The sequence below is a fragment of the Kribbella sp. NPDC050470 genome (assembly GCF_044458365.1).
Lineage (GTDB): Bacteria > Actinomycetota > Actinomycetes > Propionibacteriales > Kribbellaceae > Kribbella.
In genome coordinates this window covers 463,010-484,518 of record NZ_JBITHV010000003.1, presented here as the reverse complement: position 1 = coordinate 484,518, position 21,509 = coordinate 463,010, and the positions used below count along the sequence as shown (strand labels likewise).

16 protein-coding genes and 1 pseudogene are annotated in these 21,509 nt (G+C 68.6%); 6 read left to right on the top strand and 11 right to left on the bottom strand.

Translation table 11 applies throughout. The annotated features are described in order from the left end of the window. Positions 1 to 127: 127 nt before the first annotated feature. Positions 128 to 2,779: a hypothetical protein gene (locus ACIBGM_RS10810; protein WP_396385215.1), complete on the bottom strand. Its 2,652-nt coding sequence runs from the start codon at positions 2,777 to 2,779 to the stop codon at positions 128 to 130. Positions 2,780 to 2,804: 25 nt separating this feature from the next. Further along, a complete protein-coding gene (locus tag ACIBGM_RS10805) occupies positions 2,805 to 3,029 on the bottom strand; it encodes a hypothetical protein (protein ID WP_396385214.1) in 225 nt (74 codons plus the stop codon). A 131-nt stretch (positions 3,030 to 3,160) separates the two neighbouring features. Between ACIBGM_RS10805 and ACIBGM_RS10800 the strand changes: the two genes are divergently transcribed. Next, positions 3,161 to 4,573 (top strand): family 43 glycosylhydrolase, encoded by a 1,413-nt coding sequence (locus ACIBGM_RS10800; protein ID WP_396385212.1) that lies wholly within the window; start codon positions 3,161 to 3,163, stop codon positions 4,571 to 4,573. 5 nt (positions 4,574 to 4,578) lie between these two features. Here ACIBGM_RS10800 and ACIBGM_RS10795 read toward each other — a convergent pair whose 3' ends face one another. Both ACIBGM_RS10795 and ACIBGM_RS10790 read right to left on the bottom strand, forming a co-directional pair. After that, positions 4,579 to 6,687, bottom strand: coding sequence for a hypothetical protein (locus ACIBGM_RS10795; protein ID WP_396385211.1), 2,109 nt, complete (start codon positions 6,685 to 6,687; stop codon positions 4,579 to 4,581). Positions 6,688 to 6,772: 85 nt separating this feature from the next. Beyond that, positions 6,773 to 7,012: a helix-turn-helix domain-containing protein gene (locus ACIBGM_RS10790; protein ID WP_396385210.1), complete on the bottom strand. Its 240-nt coding sequence runs from the start codon at positions 7,010 to 7,012 to the stop codon at positions 6,773 to 6,775. Positions 7,013 to 7,370: 358 nt separating this feature from the next. Here ACIBGM_RS10790 and ACIBGM_RS10785 point away from each other — a divergent pair. Further along, a pseudogene (locus ACIBGM_RS10785) lies at positions 7,371 to 7,658 on the top strand (DUF1963 domain-containing protein); the annotation flags it as partial. Between the two features lie 42 nt (positions 7,659 to 7,700). On the opposite strand, the gene ACIBGM_RS10780 reads toward ACIBGM_RS10785, so the two are convergent. The 5 genes from ACIBGM_RS10780 to ACIBGM_RS10760 form a co-directional block, all read right to left on the bottom strand. Next, positions 7,701 to 9,335 carry a DUF222 domain-containing protein gene (locus ACIBGM_RS10780; protein WP_396385209.1) on the bottom strand — a complete coding sequence of 545 codons (1,635 nt, stop codon included), beginning with the start codon at positions 9,333 to 9,335 and terminating at the stop codon, positions 7,701 to 7,703. A 114-nt stretch (positions 9,336 to 9,449) separates the two neighbouring features. Beyond that, entirely contained in the window at positions 9,450 to 13,178 is a 3,729-nt protein-coding gene (locus ACIBGM_RS10775; RefSeq protein WP_396385208.1) for a hypothetical protein, read from the bottom strand. 2 nt (positions 13,179 to 13,180) lie between these two features. Further along, positions 13,181 to 14,008 (bottom strand): carbohydrate ABC transporter permease, encoded by an 828-nt coding sequence (locus ACIBGM_RS10770; RefSeq protein WP_360515034.1) that lies wholly within the window; start codon positions 14,006 to 14,008, stop codon positions 13,181 to 13,183. Next, on the bottom strand, positions 14,005 to 14,937 hold the full coding sequence (locus tag ACIBGM_RS10765; protein WP_360515031.1) for a sugar ABC transporter permease: 933 nt from the start codon (positions 14,935 to 14,937) through the stop codon (positions 14,005 to 14,007). The genes ACIBGM_RS10770 and ACIBGM_RS10765 overlap by 4 nt, the downstream gene beginning before the upstream one ends. Continuing rightward, positions 14,934 to 16,220 carry an extracellular solute-binding protein gene (locus ACIBGM_RS10760; protein ID WP_360515028.1) on the bottom strand — a complete coding sequence of 429 codons (1,287 nt, stop codon included), beginning with the start codon at positions 16,218 to 16,220 and terminating at the stop codon, positions 14,934 to 14,936. The genes ACIBGM_RS10765 and ACIBGM_RS10760 overlap by 4 nt, the downstream gene beginning before the upstream one ends. A gap of 306 nt (positions 16,221 to 16,526) precedes the next feature. Here ACIBGM_RS10760 and ACIBGM_RS10755 point away from each other — a divergent pair, with 306 nt between their 5' ends. Together ACIBGM_RS10755 and ACIBGM_RS10750 are read left to right on the top strand one after the other, a co-directional pair. Continuing rightward, positions 16,527 to 17,219 (top strand): hypothetical protein, encoded by a 693-nt coding sequence (locus tag ACIBGM_RS10755; RefSeq protein ID WP_396385206.1) that lies wholly within the window; start codon positions 16,527 to 16,529, stop codon positions 17,217 to 17,219. Positions 17,220 to 17,340: 121 nt separating this feature from the next. Then, a complete protein-coding gene (locus ACIBGM_RS10750) occupies positions 17,341 to 18,099 on the top strand; it encodes a hypothetical protein (protein ID WP_396385205.1) in 759 nt (252 codons plus the stop codon). 24 nt (positions 18,100 to 18,123) lie between these two features. Here the strand turns inward: ACIBGM_RS10750 and ACIBGM_RS10745 are convergent, their stop codons facing one another. Both ACIBGM_RS10745 and ACIBGM_RS10740 read right to left on the bottom strand, forming a co-directional pair. Then, entirely contained in the window at positions 18,124 to 18,255 is a 132-nt protein-coding gene (locus tag ACIBGM_RS10745; RefSeq protein WP_396385204.1) for a hypothetical protein, read from the bottom strand. Positions 18,256 to 18,265: 10 nt separating this feature from the next. Next, entirely contained in the window at positions 18,266 to 19,834 is a 1,569-nt protein-coding gene (locus tag ACIBGM_RS10740; RefSeq protein ID WP_396385203.1) for a serine/threonine-protein kinase, read from the bottom strand. Positions 19,835 to 19,896: 62 nt separating this feature from the next. On the opposite strand from ACIBGM_RS10740, the gene ACIBGM_RS10735 reads away from it, so the two are divergent. Together ACIBGM_RS10735 and dhaK are read left to right on the top strand one after the other, a co-directional pair. Further along, positions 19,897 to 20,457 (top strand): sigma-70 family RNA polymerase sigma factor, encoded by a 561-nt coding sequence (locus ACIBGM_RS10735; RefSeq protein WP_360515015.1) that lies wholly within the window; start codon positions 19,897 to 19,899, stop codon positions 20,455 to 20,457. Positions 20,458 to 20,503: 46 nt separating this feature from the next. Further along, the gene (gene dhaK, locus ACIBGM_RS10730; RefSeq protein WP_396385202.1) at positions 20,504 to 21,508 is read left to right on the top strand and encodes a dihydroxyacetone kinase subunit DhaK; all 1,005 of its coding nucleotides are present in this window, start codon (positions 20,504 to 20,506) and stop codon (positions 21,506 to 21,508) included. Position 21,509 lies beyond the last annotated feature (1 nt).

Below are 21,509 nucleotides of genomic sequence, written 5' to 3'. Positions count from 1 at the left end.
AGATTCTCCGGCACACGGCCACCAATAACACCACCGCACCGGGAGGTAGGCAACCATCCGCTCACCAGGCGGACTGCACGTGCATCCGCACCGGCATTTGGTTGCCGTCGACCCGGTAGTTGGTTGCCTAGACCCTCGCGGTCCGGAGGTCCTCGAGGCGGGCGCGGACCCGGTGGTGCTCGGTGAGGGACTCGGCCAGCGCGTAGCCGAGGGAGCGGTAGGCCTCGAAGTCCCACTCGTCGTAGAACTGGTCGCCGGTGGTCCGCCGCGGGAAGTCCGGGTGCCCGGCGGCGTACTGCTCGATGTCCCAGCCGAGGTGCCCGGCCAGCACCGCCTTCAGGAAGAAGATCTCGGTCTTGTACGGCTTGTCCGCGCCGTCCTTCAGCGGGTGCGTCGCGATCCCGTAGGCCCACGGTCGGTCGGCCCGCGGCTTGCCGCCGCGGACCATCGGCGACGGGTCGATGTCGATCTGGATCCCGTGGTCCATCCGCGCGGTCGCGATCGCCTCGGCCAGCGCGGTGAACCGGTCCTCGGGGTCGTTCGACGCGTCGATCACGATCACCTGGGCCGGCTCCCGGCGGAGCGCCTCGACCAGGCCGAGGTTGTCGTAGTGCCCGCCGTCGGTGACGTAGATCCGCCGGTCGTACATCGACGGCTGCCCGATCCCCTCCAGCAGCAGCCGGTACGGACCCGGCTTGTCGATCACGCTGCCGACGTACCGGCGGACCTTCGCGACGGTCCCGCGGACCTCCGGGAACGCGGGCGTGGACCGGTTGTTCCAGTACGGGTTCGGCAGCCACACCCCGAGCCGCGCGTTCAGTACGGCGAGCAGCAGCCGGACCGGCCTGGTCCGCGCGTTCACCCGGCCGGTGAGCGGGCTGAACGCGGCGCCGCTGATCGCCATCGCGGCCGGCACCGTCACCTCCCGCTTCAGCATGTCGGCCTCGCGCTCGTAGTCGTCGGTCACCCGGCGGCCGCCGTCGGGCAGCGACCGGTCGCCGATGATCCCGATCTGCTGGGCGTCGAAGACGAACGGCACGCAGTCGCGCTGGCTCGGCACGAAGTCGCCGTCGGACACGTTCGCGACGCCGGCGATGACCAGCTGCGGCCCGCCGTCGACCGGCTTGCCCCACTCCGAGTACCGCAGCCGCAGGTGGTAGTCGAGCGCGACGGCCGCGCCGTTGTCCTTCCGGGTGACCAGGAACGCGCGCGACAACCGCTCGCGGTAGAACGAGTGCAGCGACGTCCGGTTCGCGTCGGTGAGCACCTTGATGGCGACCGCGATCGCGGCCAGGATCAGCGCGACGGTCCAGTTCTCCTGGTACCCGGGCTCGGTCGCGTAGCCGCCGGTCCAGCGCAGCAGCACGATCACCGCCGCGAGCACGATGATCGCACTCGCCGCCCACGGCGCGAGCTTGGTCCGGGCGAACGCGAGCACTCGGGCCCGCATGCTGCTGGACTCCTTGCCCTCGACCGCGAGACCGTTCCAGACCGCCTTGCCGAGCCCGATCAGGACGACGACGAGTGCGCTGAACGACGCGATGCCTTGTCTCGCCGGGTCGACCAGCGCCAGCAACGCCGAGGGCAGACTGGACTCACCCGCGAGTTGTGCCAGCAGGTAAAGGCCGCCCGGTACGCCGAGCAGCAGCACGGCAAGGGGTACGCCGAACTTGAGCGCGACGTTCGCGATCGTCGTCAGGATCATCCGGACCACATCCGGCATCCGGGCCCAGCGGTCCCACACCTTCTCCAGCACGAACATCGCCGCGCTCACTGCGAGCGGGAACAGCGACAGCCCGAGGAAGAACCACGAGTCGTTCGGCCGCCAGTCGACCTCGATCCCGCCGTCGCCCAGCACGACCACCTGCTGGTCGGCGAGGAACCAGCCGAGCACCCAGGCGATCGCGCGCAGCGTGATCCCGATCAGCAGCAGGTTGACGACCAGCCCGAACAGCACCGACAACGCGGCCCGGAACATCGCCCGGCCGCCCTGCAACAGGTACCGGGTCTGCCGCCGCAACCGCGCGAGCTCCGGCGATCCCGGCGAGAACGGGTCGGTGCAGGTCCGCCGGAGGACATGGAACGCAGCGGCCATGTAGCCGCCGCCACTGACGCCGATCACACTCGACGCCTTGTCGTACAAGCCCTTCTCGCGCAGGAGTTGCAGGGCGCCGAGGCAGAACGACGCCGACCGGATCCCACCGCCGGAACAGGTGATCACCAGCTGGCCGACGTCCTTGCCGTCGTCCTTGATCCGGTTGAACGTCGCCGGTGGGTCGAGGCGGACGCCGTACAGCTTGCGTTGCCCGAAGCGGCTGGTGGCGAAGAGCGCGACGGCCAGGATCACGGCGCCGGCGAGTGCGGTACCGCGCATCAGCCAGGTGAGCCAGCCCGTCGACAGGTCGGCGCAGGACGTCCCGAGCTCGTTCCACAGCCGAACATCCTCGACGATGTCGAGCACCGCGGCGGCGAACACGATCCACGACCCGACGGCCGCGATCTGCTTCCAGGACTGGCGATTCAGGAACTTGACGTACTTGTAGGCCCGGTACGCCGCGTAGACGTAGGCCATGATGAACGTCGCGTCGACCAGCAGCGACAGCCGGCCGGGCACCTCACAGCCGAGCGCCGAGCCGGCCGCGTCGTGCACCGCGTCGCGCATCGGCCACTGGACCACGGCGAGCACGACTGCGAGTTGAAGTGTCCTGGTGAACGTCCGGCGCCGGCCGATCTGCTCGATCGTGGCGTCGCCTTTCGTGCCCTCCGATTCCCCGAGCATCGCCCCATGATGCCGGTCGTGGAGTTCAGGCGGCGACTTGAGACTCGCTGATGCGTGTCAACGGCCCGGCCGCCTGCTCCAGCGCGGCGAGTTGAGCGCAGGCGAGTTTGATCGCCTCGGGCTGCGAGCAGCAGCCGTCGGCGTACCAGTACGGGTCGTCCGGCTGGCGGTCGTCGGCGTCGTCGATGTCGGCGTACCAGCAGTCACGTCCGTGACAGCGGTAGTGCACGACCCTCACCTTCAGCTTCATGCGCGATACGACGCCGGTCCTGGTACGGCGGTTCCCGGCCTTCGATCCTGCTGTGAAGGGTTTACAACGATGGTAAAGACGCAGTACAAACGACGGGACCGGTCCGCCCCTCCGGCTCGAGAGGTACTGCCATGTGGTTCTTCCGCCCCACAGTCGCCTTGATCGCTTCCGCCGTACTGCTGCTGGCCGGCGTCGTACCGGCGTCGTCGGCGCCCCAACTGGAGAGTGCTGTGCAGTCACAGACCTTCCGCAATCCCGTGAACCCGTCGGCCGACCCGTCGTTGATGTTCCACAACGGCCGGTACTACGTCGCGACCACCCGTGGCGACCGGATCGGGATCTGGTCGTCGCCGAGCCTGGCGACCCTGCTGGTGCAGCCGGAGCAGGTGGTGTGGCGGGACGCGGACCCGAGCCGCAACACGCAGATGTGGGCGCCGGCGTTCCGGCAGGTCGGCGGCCGTTGGTACATCTACTACACCGCCTCCGACGGCGTGGACGCGAACCACCGGATGTACGTGATCGAGTCCGAGGGCGACAACCCGCTCGGCCCGTACCACTTCAAGGCGAAGATCGCGGACTTCGGCGAGTACGCAATCGACGGCGAGCCGATCATGGTGAACGGGCAGCAGTACTTCGTCTGGACCGGGCCGGGACGTGGTCAGGGCGGTCCGGCGCAGCTCTACATTGCGCGGATGAGCAACCCGTGGACGGTGACCGGCGGCCGGGTCGCGATCCCTGCCGACGGTGGTTGCAGCGAGGTGCGCGAGGGACCGACGCCGATCTACGGCAACGGGCGCGTGTTCCTCACCTACTCGTCCTGCGACACCGGCAAGCCGGACTACCAGTTGTGGATGAAGAGCATCGCGAACGGCGCCGACCCGATGGTCGCGTCGAACTGGGTGCAGCACCCCGGCCCGATCTTCTCCCGCAACGACGCGACCGGTGTGTGGGGACCTGGTCACCACTCGTTCTTCAAGTCGCCGGACGGGACCGAGGACTGGATCGCGTACCACGGCAAGAACACCAGCACCTACACGTACTCCTTCCGCACCAGCCGGGCGCAGAAGATCAGCTGGAACGCCGACGGCACCCCGAACCTCGGCCGGCCGCTGGCTGCCGGCGCGACGCAGAACCTGCCGTCCGGTGATCCCGGCTCGGCGAACTACTGGATCAACGACACCGACAGCACGGTCGTGTACAGCGGCAACTGGAGCTCCGGATCGGGCTGCGGGAACCAGTGCTTCTGGGGCAACGACCACTGGAGCGGCGTTCGGGACGCCTCCGCGACGATCCACTTCAACGGCACCAAGGTCGCGCTGCTCAGCGTCGCCGACGTGGGCAACGGGATCGCCGGTATCTCGATCGACGGCGGACCGGAGCAGCGAATCGACTACTACAGCTCGATCCGCGTCGGCGAGCACCTGATGTACGTCAGCCCAACCCTCGCCCCCGGCGCCCACACGATCCGCGTCCGCGTCACCGGCGACAAGAACCCAGCCTCCAGCAGCACAGTCATCAGCCTGGACCGCATCGAGGTCTACTGACGGGCTCAGGTACGCCGTACTGCGAGCCCGTCGACCTGGTAGACCTTGCTTCCCACCCTGGTGGTCAGGAGTACCGAACCGGTCAGGAAGGTCGCCGGGACGGGGAGCGGTACGACGGCCTGGTACTCGGTCGTCGCCTTGTACAGGTTCACAGCGCCCACGTACTTGCCGTTGTAGTAGATGTTCAGGCCGCCGCAGGTTGCGCACTTCGTGGCGATCAGGAACAGCCGCTTGGCCTGCACGCTGCGGGACACGGAGATGCCCTGCGCGCTGGTGACGGTCGCGGTGCCCAGGTAGTAGGCGCGATGAGAGGCCCGGACCCAGCCCTTGGCGGCGCCCATCAGGCGGTCGTCCGAGGGCCGGGCGAAGCACTTGTCGGCGGTCCATCCGGACAGGTTGCCGGCGAGGTCGCGGACCCGGACCGAAACGCAGTACTCGTAGCCCGCGGCAACGCTGATCGCGACGGACGTAGCCGTCGTACCGGACTTGACCGGCGCGTAGGCGCCGAAGTTCCCCGCTGTGGATGCGATCCGCCACCGGACGTCGTACGAGCCGATGCCGTTGTCGTCGGCCCCGGCGTAGGTGATCGTGGCCGTGGCCGCCTTCGTCACGTCGAACGTCGGTCCGGTGATCTTGACGCTCGGCGCAACGGAGTCGACGTTGAGCCAGCGGACGGCTGTGGTCCCGCGTCCGCCCGGCTCGACGGCCCAGACCCGCAGGACGTGCAGGCCGGGCGCGACACCGGCCTTCTGGAACGGCGACGGCGGGCACGGCGCCGTCCTCACCCCGTCGAACTCGCAGGTCAGGTAGGGCGAGACCAGCCCCGTTGTGTCGAAGGGCACCGTCAGGTTCGGCCCGACGTAGGCCGGGGTCGGCTTGATCGTGATCTGTGGGCCCTGCCAGACGGCCGACTCGACAAGGTCGCCGGCCGGCGGGTCGAAGAGCTGCGCGTTCACGTACGGCCGTCCGTCGTTGACGGGGACCTGCTGCAGAGTGCTCCCGGACTCCGTACGGCGGGTGACGAGCAGGTGGTTGGAGTTCGCCCAGCTGATCGACTCACCACTCGTGCCGAACGGGTAACCAGGGACCGGAGTGCCCCCGGCGACGGGGATCACGTTCACCGAGGTGTTCTTGAAATAGGCGATCCACAGGCCGTCCGGTGACGCGACCGGGTGCTGCGCCAGTTCGGTGCCGGCGTACGTGGTCAGTACCGCGCCGCCCGGCTTGGCCTGGATCCGTTGCAGTTTGCCCTGCGCCTGCTCCTTGACGACGAGTGTCTGGTTGTCGGGCAGCCAGGACGGCGCGGCCAGGTTGCAGCCGACCCGGATCGGGGTGCCGCCGGTCGCGCCGATGACCTCGACACAGGAGGTGCCGTCCTGCACCCGTTCGAAAGCGATCCGGGTGCCGTCCGGTGACCACGACTTCACCGAAATCCCACTCGACCCGTCGAGGATCTTCACCGGTTGCGCGTGCGGGACAACCGCCGAGACCGTCCACAGGCTCGTCTGCCCCTGTGAGAAGACGACCTGCCGGCCGTCGGCCGACGCCGCGATGGCCTTGTCGACCTGCTGGGTCGGGCCCGAGGTGGCGAGCGGAATGACCTGGGTTGCTCCCTGCACGGCGAGCTGTCCGAGGAAGGTGCGGCTGACGCCGTCGGTCGTCACGGTGTGAGCGACGGTGATGGCATCTTTCGGCTCCACGACGGCTGTGCCCGGTACGGTGTCGGCCGGTCCGGGAACGCTGGCCGGTCCCTCGCCGTCGGCGTTGACCGCGGCAACGGAGTACATCGCGCCGGGAAGCCGCTCGGTGTCCTGCCAGTTGAAGAGGGTGCCCGCGGCCCGCGGCACGGGGTAGGAGGTCTCGGTGCCGTTCACGGTGCGGCGAACGACGAAGCCGGTCACCCCTTCAGCGGTCCCTTCGTCAGCGGGAAGGTTCCAGGCGAGGTCGATCCCGGTGAAGGTGCCCTTCACCCGCACGCCGAGCGGCACCGACGGAACCGACTCCACCTGCTGGGTCGAGGTGGAGAAACCGTTGACCGCCGTGGCCGGAACAGCCGCGGTCAGGAGGACGGCCGACAGGGCCACAGGCGCGGCGAAGCGCAGGAACGTGCGCAAAGGGAACTCCCAGAAGTCAGAGCGGCGGAAAGATAGCCGCGCTCTGCTATCGGCTACGGCGGCCGAACGTTACAGCGACGATCGACTAACGGGCTTTGAGGTATTCGGCTGGGCTTGTGCCGGTGATTGATCGCGTGACTCGGTGGAGCTGGGGGTAGCTGCCGAAGCCGGCCTTGAGGGCTGCGTCCAGGACGGTGACGTCGTGGCCGGCGCCGTACGTGTCGAGGAAACGCCGGAAGCGGTGCTCGTTGCGAAAGCGGGTGATGTTCGTGCCCATCTGCTGGGCGTCGAAGCCGGCCCGGCGTTCGAGCGGCTGGCCGACCACCCGTCCTGGGTCACTCCTACGGCGCTTCTGCGGTGAGGAGGACAGCTACGTCGAGGGTCTCTTCATCGACGGGTGTTTCGCGTCGATCCGGCGGCACGGCGGCTTCTTCTTCCCCGTCCACTCCGGCAGCTACCGGGGCGCGGTAGGCGGCAAGTACGGCTACGGCGACGGCCTCTCCCACGGCGACGCCACGAACCAACCTCGGCCAACGCAGAGCCGTCTTCTACCGCTATGGCGCCTCCTGGTCCACCACCCGCTACTGCTAGGTACTCCTAACCTTGCTCGCCCGGGTAACCAAGGAACAACACGCCATCCTCCAACCGATCCCACCCTGTACCCCTAAGGTCTACTTGGCCTTGTGACGAGCGCGACCTGGCAGCACTCGCCGAAGGCACCCACCGAATTCCGCAACCGCCTCCTGGCAGTCGGACTCGCCGAGTACGCCGAACCCCTGACCAGGCTGTGCCGCCAAAGCCTCCGCCTCGTACCGGCTCAGGACACCCGGACACGGCTTGGCGGCCGGCCGATGCTTGCCGAGAGCATCGAGTGGCCGACCACTGCCGAGGGGCGCCCGTTGAGCTTCATCGCCCAACTCGACTGCGCGGAGATGCACGCCTGCTCGCCGGCGGCGGCCGCGCCCCTGCCCGCCGCTGGCTGGATCAGCGCCGGCTCGGGAACGGCAGAAGGCTCACCCCGGGATCGCGAACCGGGTTGCCTCTTCTATTGCCGCCTCATCGGCCGCCCACCGACCCGTCAGCGGCGAGCGTTCGCAGGCCACCGGCTCTGTGCGTGGCAGGTCGGGATCGCCGCGGGGCGTGGGTGGGTGAGACTGCGCGGACACAGGACGTAGGCGAGCAGTGCGCTCACTCCGGCCGTGCCGACTCGATAAGTCAGGGCTGGTTGCGCGAGGTGGTGGCGGGTCGGCCCACGGTGGGCGGGAGACGTGGACTTTGCCGTTGGAGATCGTGACTGTCCAGTGGCCGGCGTGGAGGTCATGATGGTGGCGGCGGCACAACAGGACGAGGTTGCCGACCGAGGTGGGGCCGCCGTCGATCCAGCTCCGCAGATGGTGGGCGTCGCAGTGAATCGGTGGCGCGCCGCACACGACGCAGCCTCGGTCACGCGCGTTCAGGGCGCGGCGCATCGCTCGGTTGACTAGTCGTTCGGCGCGACCGACGTCGAGTGGTTCCGAGTTCGTGCCGAGTACCAGTGGGATGATCTTCGCGTCGCAGGCCAGACGCCGAATTGCCCCCGCGGACAGGTCGTCGCCGTACACGAGCTTGCCGGTCGCGTCGGCGGTGGCCGCCTTCAGGTCCGCCAGGTCGATGGTGACCGTGATATTCGCCTTGGCCCCGAAGCCGGGCACCCACCCGCCCGCACCACCACGCACACCATCAGCAGCCGCACGCTCAGCAGAAGCGTCGCCCACGCAGGCTGCGCAATCCGGACCGGCACAAGCGTGCGGTGCCGGGCCGCTGGTGATGCAGCCGGTGGTGGTGTGGCCGGTGGTGGTGTCGGGCCTGTGGCCGGCGTCGGCAGCAGCGGCGGCAGTCGTCAGGACGCTGGTCAATGCGTCTGCCTGGCGCTTGTCGCGTGATCGCGGATCTGCTTCGCCGTCCACGGTCTTGCGCGGCTTGGCGCCGGCGTGGATGAGGGCGCGGAACAGCTCGGCGTTCTCGTTCGCGAGGTAGCCGCGGAACGTCACACCGTTGTCGGCCGTGCTCATGGTGAGAGACTCGCGGGCGTAGGCCTTGCGTTCGTCGGGCTCCGGGCCGTCAGCGTCCAGAAGATCGCGGATCTCCTTGCCTGCTTTGCGAAGCTCAGCCGGCGAAAGGTGGCGAGCCAAGGCAACCAGCTGCTGCTCGGCGACCTCGACGTCCTCAGCGGGAACCGTTGACGGGACGCGCTCGAGAGCCGACACGATGGCCTCGGCCTGCGCCGGCCGTAGCAGCCACCGACGTTCACCGTCCGAACCACGATCATCAGCTCTCGCCACGTCATCAGCTACGTCGACGGCGACATCGGTGGAGTACTGCGCAGCCGCATCGGGGAGAGCCGCCGACACCTCGACGTACCTCGGTAATGCAAGAGCGAGCCGCACATTACGCCGAGCGTCGATGCCATTCAGGCGATACCGGAAGGCCAGCAATCGGGCCGTGTCGTGGCCGCCGATCTCCTCGGCATGCCCAACACCCTCCAGGCCCGCGATGACCTGTAGGCGGTAGGTCTGGAGCCGGGCGAGCTCAGCCTCGAGTGTGTCGAGAGTCGACAGCATCTCACAGCCGCTCATCGACCACACCGGCCGCTCACCCAGAGGCTCCATACCTGAACCCTAGACACCACCACCGACAGAACTCAAACCGAAATCCCCTTATTTTCTTGGGATTCCGGCAACCACTGTTGTCCACAGCCACGGGACCCTGTGGACAACCCTGGCCTACCTGCTGCTCACTGTCACTGGGCCGAAGAGACCGGACATCCCCTGGCCTGGGAAGACGAAGTGGGTGGGGCTGATGGCGTCGAGATGGTTGGCGGCGGTGTTGAAGATTTCCAGGGTGAGGGTGTGGTTGCCGGGGGCCACGTTTGGGAGGTCGAAGGTGTAGGGGGAGCAGAAGCGGATGCCGATCGAGATGCCGTCGACTAGGACCTCGGCGGTGCCGCGGACGCTGCCCAGGTTCAGGGTTGTGGCCTGGGAGAGGTCCAGGCGGCGGGTGTAGCGGACGCCGCCGGAGTATTCGGCGAGGCCGTGGGATTGCCAGTCACCCAAGGGGATTCGGCCGGGGCCGACGGTGAGGCGGATCGGCCCGGTGAGAGCAGCGCCGGACTCATGGCCGGGGGTGGTCATCAAGGTGAGCCAACCCGTACGAGCGCCAACAGGTACGTCGGCCACCACTCGACCCGAGCCAGTAGCGAACTGCTGGCCGTCGACCGTGAGGACGGCGTCGCCGACCACGTCGACCTCCAGGCCGGTGGTGCCTGGTGGAAGGTCGAAGCGCAGGTGCTCGATGCGGTCCGGCGTCGAGCGAGGTACGGCGAAAGTGATCGGCTCAACCACGTCAGTAGAAGTGCCGTCGAGCCACGCAGCCCCAGGCAGCGGATGTGGTCGACGGGTCAAGTAGAGGTCGGCGAGGGCGCGGTGCCACGGCCGCCGCCGTACGGTCGGAACAGTCGTGCCGTCGACCGTCGCCTTCCAGTCGTGTTCGGAGATCGCGAGCCCGTCGACCAGGATCGGGGTCGGCCGGGTGACCTCCACGACGATCGTGTTCTCGACACCCGGCCGGAGTGCGGCAGCCGCGTCGTACCGGCGTACGCGCGGAGACGGCCGCTCGTACGGCAGGAAGCCACCCTGACGCCCGATCTCCACGTCGTTGACGAGCACCCGCGCCGCGCCCCACGCAGTCAACGTGAGCTCGGTGCGATCCCCCGGTACGACGCTCGTGCTGTACGTGATCGCCGACCCGGGCGACGCAGCCGCGATCCACGAAGGACGACGGTACGCCGCCAGGTCGCGTACGAACGCCACATTCGCCCGAAGCTGCAACTCCTCGTCGGGTGTCAGCCGCAATTCGAGGTGATGCGTACCGGCGTCCAGCGCCACCGGGACCGAGCCGAAGTACCCACCGGCATCGGTGATCGGCAACGACCGACCGTCGATCAGCAGCTCCTTGGCCGCCGGTGCACTGACAACCACAGTGCTCTCCAACGCCGAAGCCAGCTGGAACGCCGCGGTGAAGGTCACCGTCTGGCCGGCCCCAACGGCACCGAAGTCCAGGAAGTCCTCGGGGACGTGACCCTTCGGGCCGAGCGCGTGGTGGTGGATGTGGTCCTTGCGGATCCCCCGTGACTCGGAGTACTCGACGGGCTCGCCGTTGATCAACCCATGCGGTCCGAAGGTGGCGTGCGCCGGCTGCCACTCGTCCGAGCCGTCGACGCGATGCTCGAGGGCCCAGCGCTCGACAACCACCGGATCCGACGGCGCCGAGGCCGGCCAAGCGAAGTCGCCCCAGCTGTTGTCGAGGGTCGGAATCAGCTCCGACTCCCACTCCCCGGTCAGCGTCTCTACCTGTTGAGGAGCATCGGCCGATACAGCATCAGCCGACGCGTTGCCCGAGGCAAACACCACGAGCGCCGCCGGCCCGGCCGTGAACGGCACGACGATCTCGGCGATCCCGCTCTCATCCACGGTGTGGGCAAGGGGTTTCGACGACCCGTCGAACGGCGACACCAGCACCGGCGGCCCCGGCACCTCCCGGACCCGAAGGCGAACCTTGTCCCGGTACCGCGTCGGATCGAAGGAGTACCCGACCCGAGCCCACTCGTGGCTGATCCCCCGCCCCACCGGCTGACCGTCGATCTCGGTCGCGCTCCACTCGGTCGGCGTGGCGAACACGACCAGCGCCCCGTCGACCTCCCGGGTCAGCACCGGCACGTCCGCCTCCACCCGCCGCGGCAACCGGGACAGCGCCGCAGGCACCTCCGCCGCCGACTCGACCAGCACAAGCCCCGACAACCCGTCAGGTACGGCGCCGACAGCAACGACCAACCCACCTGCAGCAACAAACTCGTTCAGCCGCTCAGCAACCGCATCCTCGAGCACCGTCGCCGCAGGCAACACAACGGCCGCGTAGGACTCGGAAGCAACCGTCAACCGAGCCCCATCGACAGCCTCAGCCCCGGCCACCGACTCGTCATCGATCACGTCCGCATCGATCCGAGCCCGATCCAGCACACCGAGCACCGGCGCAAACCACGTCGCGTCCCCGATCAACTCCCGATACACCGACTGAGCCCGCAACGCATCCGGCCCAGGCCCGTCCATCGTCAGGTCGGACTGCGCCGTCGCATTCGGAAACAGTACGGCGACCTCGCAGACATGCCGCCCCAACGACAACGCCGCGCACAACCGAGTCACCGCATCCGCAAACGACTTGTGATGCCGCCAGTACGGTTGCCGCCAGTCAGTGGACGGCGGCGCCCACTCCCACCACCCGGCCCGGGTCGTGTAGTACACGGCGTGCGGGTTGTAGAGCGTCGCCCCGGTCCGCAACCACGGCAGGAGCCAGTCGAATGTCTCCTCCAACGTCCCACCCCACCCGGTGGAGTGGAACGCCTCGATCCAAGTCCGCGGACGCCCGTACAGGTGCGCCAACGACGAGTGGATCCGCGCATCCCCGTGATGGTCCGACCCCGGTGCACTGAACCACCGGTGCGTCCGCGCATAGTCGGCGTACAGCTCGACGCCCTCGACCGGCAGCCCGGCGCGCGCCGGGTCCTGCTGATCGCAGCCCACGATCAGCCCGTGTTTCTCGTGCCACTCGTGCAACGGCTTGAAGAACGCCTCCTCGGCCAGCGAAGCCCGGAGCGCGTGGTAGTCCCGCCGTACCCGAGCCCCATCCGGTACGGCGAGATCCCACAGCGCATCGAGCCGGTCCCGAAGGTCGTACCCGTACCGTGCTTCGAATCGCGAAGCGAAGTCGGCGGACCAGGTCGGCACCGACGGCAACTCGTCCTGGAAGGACCCGACCACGACCCGGCCGAGGCGATCCCCGAGCCGCCGCTCGAACTCACCGTGCACCTGGTCCAGCAACGCCGTACAGGCCGACGGACTCAGGTAGTCGAACCCGTGGTCCGTCTCGTAGTACAACAACAGCTCCGACTCGACATCCGCCTCGCACGAAGCGCCTGCGCCATCGAGAACCACGTCAACGCCCGACGACACGGAGGCCGAGATCACCCGGCCACCCGGCGGACACCGCAGCACGAGCCGGCCGGTCCCGCTGACCGTCGAACGCTGCAACCGCCGTCCGGCGTAGGCAGGCTGCCGAGCCACCAACCGCGCCTGGATGTCCGCCCCCGAGAACCCGAGCTGGTCGTAGAACCAGAGCGAGACTCCAAGCGACGCCGCGTCGTCACAGACCCCGAGGAAGATGCTCCACCACTCTTCCGAGAAGAACGGCGGATCGTCCGCGTCGCACCCGTGGTCCGACCCGGCCGGGGCCAGGTTCAGTACGACGAGCTGGTACACCCCACCTTCGACGAACCGCTCCAGCTGCCAGCGCAGCCGGGCCGGGTCGAGCGGCTCGCCGCTCCACCACCAGATCGGCACAGGTGAGTGGGACCTGGGCGGATCGGCGAGGACCGACGCCAGGCGAGGGGGAAGTGCCACGGTTATCCCTTCAGGCCGCTGGAGAAGCCGCGGATGACGTACCGCTGGAGGACCAGGAAGACGAGCAGGATCGGCAGCGCGGCCAGCACCAGGCCGGCGGCGACGAGCCCGTAGTCCGAGGTGTACTCGTTGACGAAGGCAAACACCCGGACCGGGACGGTCTCCCGGCCGGAGCCGCCGAGGTACAGCAGCGGGGTGAAGAAGTCGTTCCAGATGTGCACCGCGTTCAAGATCAGCACGGTGCCGGTGATCGGCCGCAGCAGCGGGAAGATCACGTACCCGAACGCCTGCAGGTGCGAGGCGCCGTCGATCAGCGCGGCGTTGGTGTAGTCGGCCGGCAGCGACCGGATGAACCCGGTGTAGAGGAACACCGTGAACGGGAGCTGAATGCCGGTGTAGAACAGGATCATGCCCTGGTATGTGCCGAGCAGGCCGAGGTCGTTGACCAGCTGGTACAGCGGGATCATCCCGAGCTGGAACGGCAGGATGATGCCGACCAGGAACAGGATGTACAGGCTGTAGCTCAGCCGGGACGCCGTACGGGCCAGGAAGTACGCCGCCAGCGACCCGAGCACGATCAGGATGACCACACTCGACACCGTGATCAGCGTGCTGTTCAGCAAGGCGGACCCGAGCGACGCGGACTGCCACGCCTCGCCGAAGCTGCCGACCGACGGCGGGTTGGGCACCGACAGCGGCTGGTTCGCGATCTGCGACGGATCCTTGAACGCCAGCGTCACCAGCGCGTAGACCGGGAACAGGAAGGCGATCGCGACCGCGATCATGACGAGCTCACGCAGCAGCGTGCGCGGGCGGTAGCCGGTCCTCATGCCGTCGTCTCCCTCGAACGCAGGTAGCCGATCTGGATGAAGGAGACAGCCGCGACGAAGATCGCCAGCACCAGCGCGACCGCGGTGCTGTAGCCGAACTTCCCGTACACGAACGCCTGCTTGTAGAGCACCGTCGACAGCGTGTCGGTCGCGTACCCGGGACCGCCGTTCGTCATCGCGATGATCTGGGTGAACAGCGTCAGGCCGCCGACCGTCGACAGCATCACGTTGATCGTGGTCGCCGGGGCGAGCAGCGGCCAGGTGATGTGCCGGAACCGCGCGAACAGGCCGGCGCCGTCCACCATCGCGGATTCCTGCAGCTCCTGCGGCACGCCTTCGAGCCCGGCCAGGAAGATCACCATCGAGTACCCGGCGCATTGCCAGATCACGGTGAACGCGACCGACCAGATCGCCAGCGACGGATCACCGAGCCAGTCCTGCCGCAGCGCCCCGAGGCCGATCGCGTTCAGCGCGGCGTTCAGCCCCGCGTCCGGCGCCGGGTTGTAGACGTACTTCCAGAGGAACGACACCATCACCGGGCTGACCACGACCGGCGCGAAGAAGATCACCCGCAACGCCATCCGGCTCTTGATCCCGGTGTGCACGCCGAGCGCGAGCAGCAGGCCGATCCCGTTCTGTACGACGACGATCGCGACGGTCAGCAGCAGCGTGTTCCACAACGCGCCGAGCGCCTGGTCGTCGTGCACGAGCTGCTTGAAGTTCTCCAGCCCGACGAACGAGCGCTGCTCCCCCACCCCGGACCAGTCCGTGAACGCCGACCCCGCCCCGGCGATGCTCGGATACAGCATCACCAGCGCGTAGACCACCAGAGCCGGCACCGCGAACAACCACGGCGGCGAGATCCCGCCGCCGCGACGCCGTGATGCCTTCACGGCGTCGCGTCGGACCGCCTGCAAGGAAACTGTCATGCGCTCTTCCGGTAGGCCTCGTCCATCTTCTTCAGGGCGCCGTCCACCGTGGTCTTGCCACCGAGGAGCTCCTGGACGACGGCGAAGTGGGTGGGCTGGACCTCGGCGTTCGGCCAGCGCTGGTCCATGAACGGGACGGCCTTGTCGTCCTTCAGGTAGGGCAGGAACGGCTTCAGCACCGGGTCCACCTTGGCCTCGCCGTCGGAGTACAGCGGGACGCAGGCGACCGCTTCGGCCCAGGCGTTCACGACGTCCGGCTGGCCGCAGTACTCGATGAACTTCTTCGCCTGGTCGGCCTTCTTGCTCTTCGCGCTGATCGCGATGCCGACCACGACGCCGCCGGGGATCCAGTTGTCCGCCTCGACGTCGGTGGCCGGGAACGGGAACATGCCCAGGTCGTCCGGCGACGGCGCGGCCTCCCGGAACGCCTGCAGTACGGCGGACACCTGCACAGCCATCGCGGCCTTGCCGGTGCCGACCATCGAGGTGGCCTGCTCGTACGTCGTCCCGTTCGGGTTGTCGTTGAAGTAGCCCTTCTTCTGCAGCTCGAGGTACTTGTCCATCGCGTCGGCCCAGCCGGAGTCGGCGAACGACGCGTTGCCGGCGGTCATCTTGTCGTCGAAGTCCGGAGTCTTGGCGTAGACCGTGCCGGGCACCAGCGCGTAGTCGATCAGTTGGGTCACCCACGGGGTCTGAGCCCCGAGCGCGATCGGGACGATGCCCTTCTTCTTCAGCTTGTCGCAGACCGCCAGCAGCTCCGACCAGGTCTTCGGCGGCTCGACGCCGGCCGTCGCGAACGCCTTCTTGTTGTAGATCGCGCCGAGCACGCTGGTGCCGGGCGAGAAGATGAACGTCTTGCCGTCGTTCTGGAACGCGCCCTTGAAGCCGGCCGGGATCTTCTGCGTCCAGGACTGGCCGCTGAGGTCGGCGAGCAGGTTCGCCTTGCTCAGCTGGACCATCGACATCGCGCTGCCGTTGCCCGGGTAGACCGCGTGCAGGTCGGGCGCGTTCCCGGCCGCGAGCTGGGCGCGGAGCGCGGTCTGCAGCTGGTCGGCGGGTGAGAACGAGAGGTTGAAGTCGAAGTCGGAGTGCGCCTTCTTGTAGTCGTCCAGCGCCTTGCGCAGACCGGCCTCCTGGCTGCCGGCGCCGATCACCTTCAGCTGGCCGCCGGACGACGACGAGCCGCCGTTCCCGCCACCACAGGCGGCGAGCGTGCCGACGGCGGCGGCGCCGCCCATCAGCTGCAGGAGCCGCCTCCGACTGACGGACTGATCGAGTGCCATGGGGTTCCTCCTGAGCCGTGGGGCAAGAGCCCCTGAAATACCGCCTGGTGATGTGAAGTAATCGTGAAGTCGTGTTACTTTCTCCACGCGGGACGCTACGGACGGCCCGGAGGGGTGTCAAGACCTCGTTGAAAGGATTCAGTCGACCGACGCTGTTTGGCCGGGTGCCCGGGTCGCCTGAGAAGATGGCGCCGTGCCCGATCCCGCCCGCGTTCCGTCGGACAGCACGCCGTACGACGTGCTGCGCTCCGTCACGCCGTACGACGGGACCGGCCGGAGCCGCCTGATTCCCGGACCGGTGCACGGGTGAAACGTCCGATTCTGGTCAGCGGCATCCTGCTGATCACGCTCCTCGGCGCGACCGCCGGCTACTTCACCGGCGACCGCACCGAAGTCCCCGTCCCCACCGCCACCGGCCAGGCGGCGCCACTCGGCGAGGTGACGCCGCCGGAGCCGTCGGTGCCGGTCAAGACGCCGGTGCCGAGCGACGTGGCCGCGCTGGAGACCGGGCTGAGCTACAAGCGCCGCAGCTTCACGGTCACCCGCGAGGACGGCCAGCCGGTGCAGGTCTCGATCGAGACGCCGGACGACTGGCGGCTGACCCGGGACAAGAAGGCTCCGGCGGAGGTCAAGTTCCTGGACCGGTTGACCGAGCGCGGTGTCCGGGTCGAGGCGGTCGAGCCGAAGCAGACCCCGGCGGCCGCCCGCGCCGCGCTCGTCGTCGCACTGAAGCAGAGCCAGGCCCCGGAGAACGACCTGCGCATCCTCACCGAGTCCGACGAGCAGGTCGAGGGCGACGACGGCCGTCCGCGGACGGTGTCCACCCTGATCTACACTTTCATCCCGAAGGAGACCCTCCGCTACGTGATCGTCCGCTGGGTCGCGACCGGCGACGACCTGACCACGGTGGAGATGAGCATCACCGGGCTCCCGCAGGACGCGGACGGCCTCGGCGAGGTGCTGCTGGCGGCGACCCGGACCGTGCGCGAGACCAGTTGAGCAGACCGTTCGACGGTGCCCGAAAGGGTTGTTTCACGGAATCGTTACGCGGCTGCTGCAACCCCGCGCCGGGCTACGGTGTCTGTGGGGAGTAGGGGAAATCTGGGGAGGTGAGGCAGGCGTGGCTCGTCGGGGGACTGTAGGCGCTCTGCTGGGTTCGGGACTGGTCGTCATCACCGCGCTCGGTGGCGCCGGTGGGTACGGAGTCGGCCTGCTGACCGCGGTCGAGCGGTCGGCTGCGGCCTCCACCGGAACGGCGGCTCCGCTCGGCATCCCTCAGGTGCCGACACCGGGCGCCTCGACGACTCCGACGCCGACCGCGCCGCCGCGGAAGATCGTGCCGGATAACTCACCCCCGCTCGAGGCCGGGGACCTGCGCTACAAGAGCCGCACGTTCGAGGTGAGCTACGTCTACAAGTCGAGAGTCACGGCCCGGGTGCCGTCCAACTGGAGCATGACGCAGCCCGACCCGCCGCGGACCGCCCGCTTCACCGACCCGACCGGCAAGCGCTGGCTCCGGATCGAGTCCGGCTTCACCATCCAGCGCCCGCCGGCCGCCTCGATGCAGGCGCGGATCGACGAGCTGAAGAAGCTGCCTGCGGACCAGATGCTGAAGATCATCTCGAGCACGACCGAGGGCAGGTACGCGACGCTCTCCTACACCTACGTGCCGCCCGCGTCGCTGGCGCCGAAGGCGATCGTCCGCTACGTGATCGTCCGCTGGGTCGCCGACGACAGCGGCCTCTGCGCGGTCGAGATGAGCTCCACCGGTCTCCCGCAGGACGAGGAGGCCCTGCTGGCCATCCTCGACAAGGCCGCTGCCAACGTCGTACGACGCGACAGCCCGCTGTCGGGCTCGAACTCGGAGAAGCCCAGCTGACCTCTTGCCGACCGATGGTGGGCCTTAGTTGACCGGCCAGATGAGGCGGAAGACGGTCGAGCGCAGGCGGTAGAACCGGCGGCGGGTGGACTGGACGAAGGCAGGCGACAGCCGGAACCGTTCGCTGGGCCTGAGCCATTCGCTGCGAGTGGGCATGCAGACTTCCTCAACCGGAGTACGTCACCGAGTCGGCCATCTCCGTCGCGCGGACCAGACGGTCAGCGTCCGGGACCATGACCTGGACGAGCAGCGAGCCCGCGTCCCCCCGGTCCACGACTCGCTGGAGGAGCACCATACCGGCATCGCCGCAGTCGGTTGAGACGCGCGCGGTGACCTTCTGGCCGTCCACGCTCCCACCCTCGAGGTCGTTGTTCTTACTGCAACCGAACTGAGACGTGTCCGGAAGGGCGAGCTTCGAGCTCGACACCCCGATGAAGATGCCCGGGGTGGCGTTCGCCGCCCAGTCGGCGTCCTGGCTGACCCGGATCGCCGGGTACGGGGCGCGACTACCGGGTGGCTGCCACTCCGACTGCGCGATCGACTTCGCCCAGCCGCGCGGGACGTCCACCGAGAACCCGCCCTCCGAGACCGTGATGACCTCACTCTCCGCGAGGTACCGCTGGCCGAAGAATCCACCGCCCCCGCCGACGATCAGAGCAAGTACGGCGGCCATGACCCAGCGACCGCGGCGACGCTTCGGCGGCCCGGGCGCTGCATCAGCCTCGGCAGCAGGCAGCGCGGCGGCGGCCGGCGGCTCCGCGGGTGGCTCGGTCGGAGCAGCCACCGTCTCGGAGGGTGCCGGCGTCTTCACGATCGTCGGCTTGTTCTCGTCGCTGAGCGCCGTGTTCTCGCCGGCATCGTCGGAGATCGAGACCGCGATGGTCTCCCGGCTCGCGACCTTCGGCGGGACGAAGTCGTGGGTCGTCTCATTCAGGGCGCCGACCAGTTCCCGGGTGAACGACTGGACGTCCGGCCAGCGCTTCTCCCGGTCCGGTTCGAGTGCGCGGACGATGGCGAAGTCGACCTGCTCCGGCAGCAGGAACCCCAGCGTGCTCGGCGGCGGCGCCGCCTCCACCCGAGAGGCCGCGCCCAGCCCATCGACCTGATGCGGTGACCGCCCGGTGAGAGCGGCGTACGCGACGGCTCCCAGCGAGTACTGGTCGGCGCGCTGGTCCAGCCGCTCCCCCATCGCCTGCTCGGGAGCGACGTACGACGGAGTGCCGCCGGGCATTGTGATTCGCGACACTTCGTCGAGCGACTTGCCCAGGCCGAGATCCGACAGGACGGCGCGTTCGCCCTCGTCCGTGCTGCGGAACAGGACGTTCGCGGGTTTCACGTCACGGTGCAGCAGACCGCGCCGGTGCAGGGCCTGGAGGCCGCGGCCGACCTGCACGACGACGTCGACAGCCTCGGGCAGCGGCAGCGGTTCCTTCTTCAGGCGGTCGGCCAGGGTGCCGCGATCGGCGTACGTGAGCACGAGAAACGGCCTGCCGTCCTCGAGCTCGCCGACGTCGTGCACCTGGACCACGTGCTCGGACTCGACCCGGCGCAGGAACCGGCCCTCCTCGAGGAACCGGCGGCGGACCGTGTCGTCGTGCCCCCAGTTGTCCGCGAGGACCTTGATCGCCACCTCGGCGTCCAGTTGCTCGTCGTGAGCGAGCCACACCGTAGCGAAACCACCCGAGCCCAGGCGTCGTCGCACGACGTAACGGCCGAGCCTGCTTGGGACCCCCATAGAGGGCATTATGGATCACTGGGAGTCCCATGCCCGGGGACGATTGACAAGCAAAGGCGCAGATGAGCGAGAGCAGCAGCCCGACCGACGACCTCGGAGCCCTGGCGGAGCGCGCGAAGGCCGGAGACAAGCACGCGATGGACGACCTGCTGCGGCTGGTCCACCCGCGCGTCCTGCGGATCTGCCGCAGCGTGCTGCCGTACTCAGCGGACGCCGAGGACGCGGCCCAGGAAGCGCTGCTGAACATCGCCACCAAGATCAACACGTACTCCGGCCGCAGCAGCTTCTCCACCTGGGTGCACTCGGTCGCGGCCAACTCGGCGCGGTCGACGTACCGGAAGCTGAAGCGCAGCGCGCAGGCGGCACACAACCCGGAGACGATGGAGAAGCCGGACCCGCGGACCACCAGCGTGATCGCCGGCACCCGCCTGGACCTGCTCGAGGCGCTGGAGACGCTGGAGCGCGACCGGCCGCAGATGGTGACGCCGCTGGTGCTGCGGGATGTCTACGGGCTGTCGTACGAGGAGATCGCCGCCGAGGTCGGCGCGCCGCTGGGCACGGTGAAGTCCCGCATCCACGACGCCCGCGAGGTCGTCCGCCCGCTCCTGCGGCCGAAGGACTGACGCGAGGCCCCTCCCGCAGGCCGTCTGCTTGTGCTCAGATGGGGGCATGAAGAAGCTCATCAACGAACCTGGTGATGTTGTGAGTGAAGCGCTGCGGGGGATGGCGGCAGCGCATCCGGACCGGCTGCGGGTGGATCACGAGAACCGGATCGTGTACCGCAAGGACGCGCCGAGACCCGGCAAGGTGGGGCTGATCTCCGGTGGCGGGTCGGGGCACGAGCCGATGCACGGCGGGTTCGTCGGGCTCGGCATGCTGGACGCGGCGTGCGCGGGCGAGGTGTTCACCTCGCCGGTTCCCGACCAGATGATGGCAGCGACCAAGGAGGTCGACGCCGGCGCCGGTGTGCTGCACATCGTGAAGAACTACACCGGCGACGTGATGAACTTCGAGATGGCCGCCGAGCTCGCCGCGGCCGACGCCGGCACCGAGGTGCTGTCCGTGGTGACGAACGACGACGTCGCCGTACAGGACAGCCTCTACACCGCCGGCCGCCGCGGAGTCGGTGTCACCGTGCTGCTGGAGAAGATCGTCGGCGCCGCGGCCGAGGAGGGCCGGCCGCTGCAGGAGGTCGCCGACCTGGCCAAGAAGGTCAACGACAACGGCCGCAGCATGGGGATGGCGCTCACCTCGTGCACCGTCCCGGCAGCCGGCAAACCGACCTTCGAGCTGGCCGAGAACGAGATGGAGGTCGGCATCGGCATCCACGGCGAGCCCGGCCGGCAACGGTTGCCGCTGGCACCGGCCAAGGAGGTCGCGGCGATGCTGGTCGACCCGATCGTCGGCGACCTGCCCTACCAGCAGGGCGACTCGGTGATCGCGTTCGTGAACGGCATGGGCGGCACCCCCCTGATCGAGCTGTACCTGATGTACAACGAGGTCGCCCAACTGCTCGACCGGGCCGGTATCACGGTCGCCCGCTCGCTGGTCGGCAACTACATCACCTCGCTGGAGATGGCCGGCTGCTCGGTCACCCTGCTGAAGGCGGACGACGAACTGGTACGCCTCTGGGACGCACCGGTGAACACCCCCGGCCTACGCTGGGGCGCGTGAG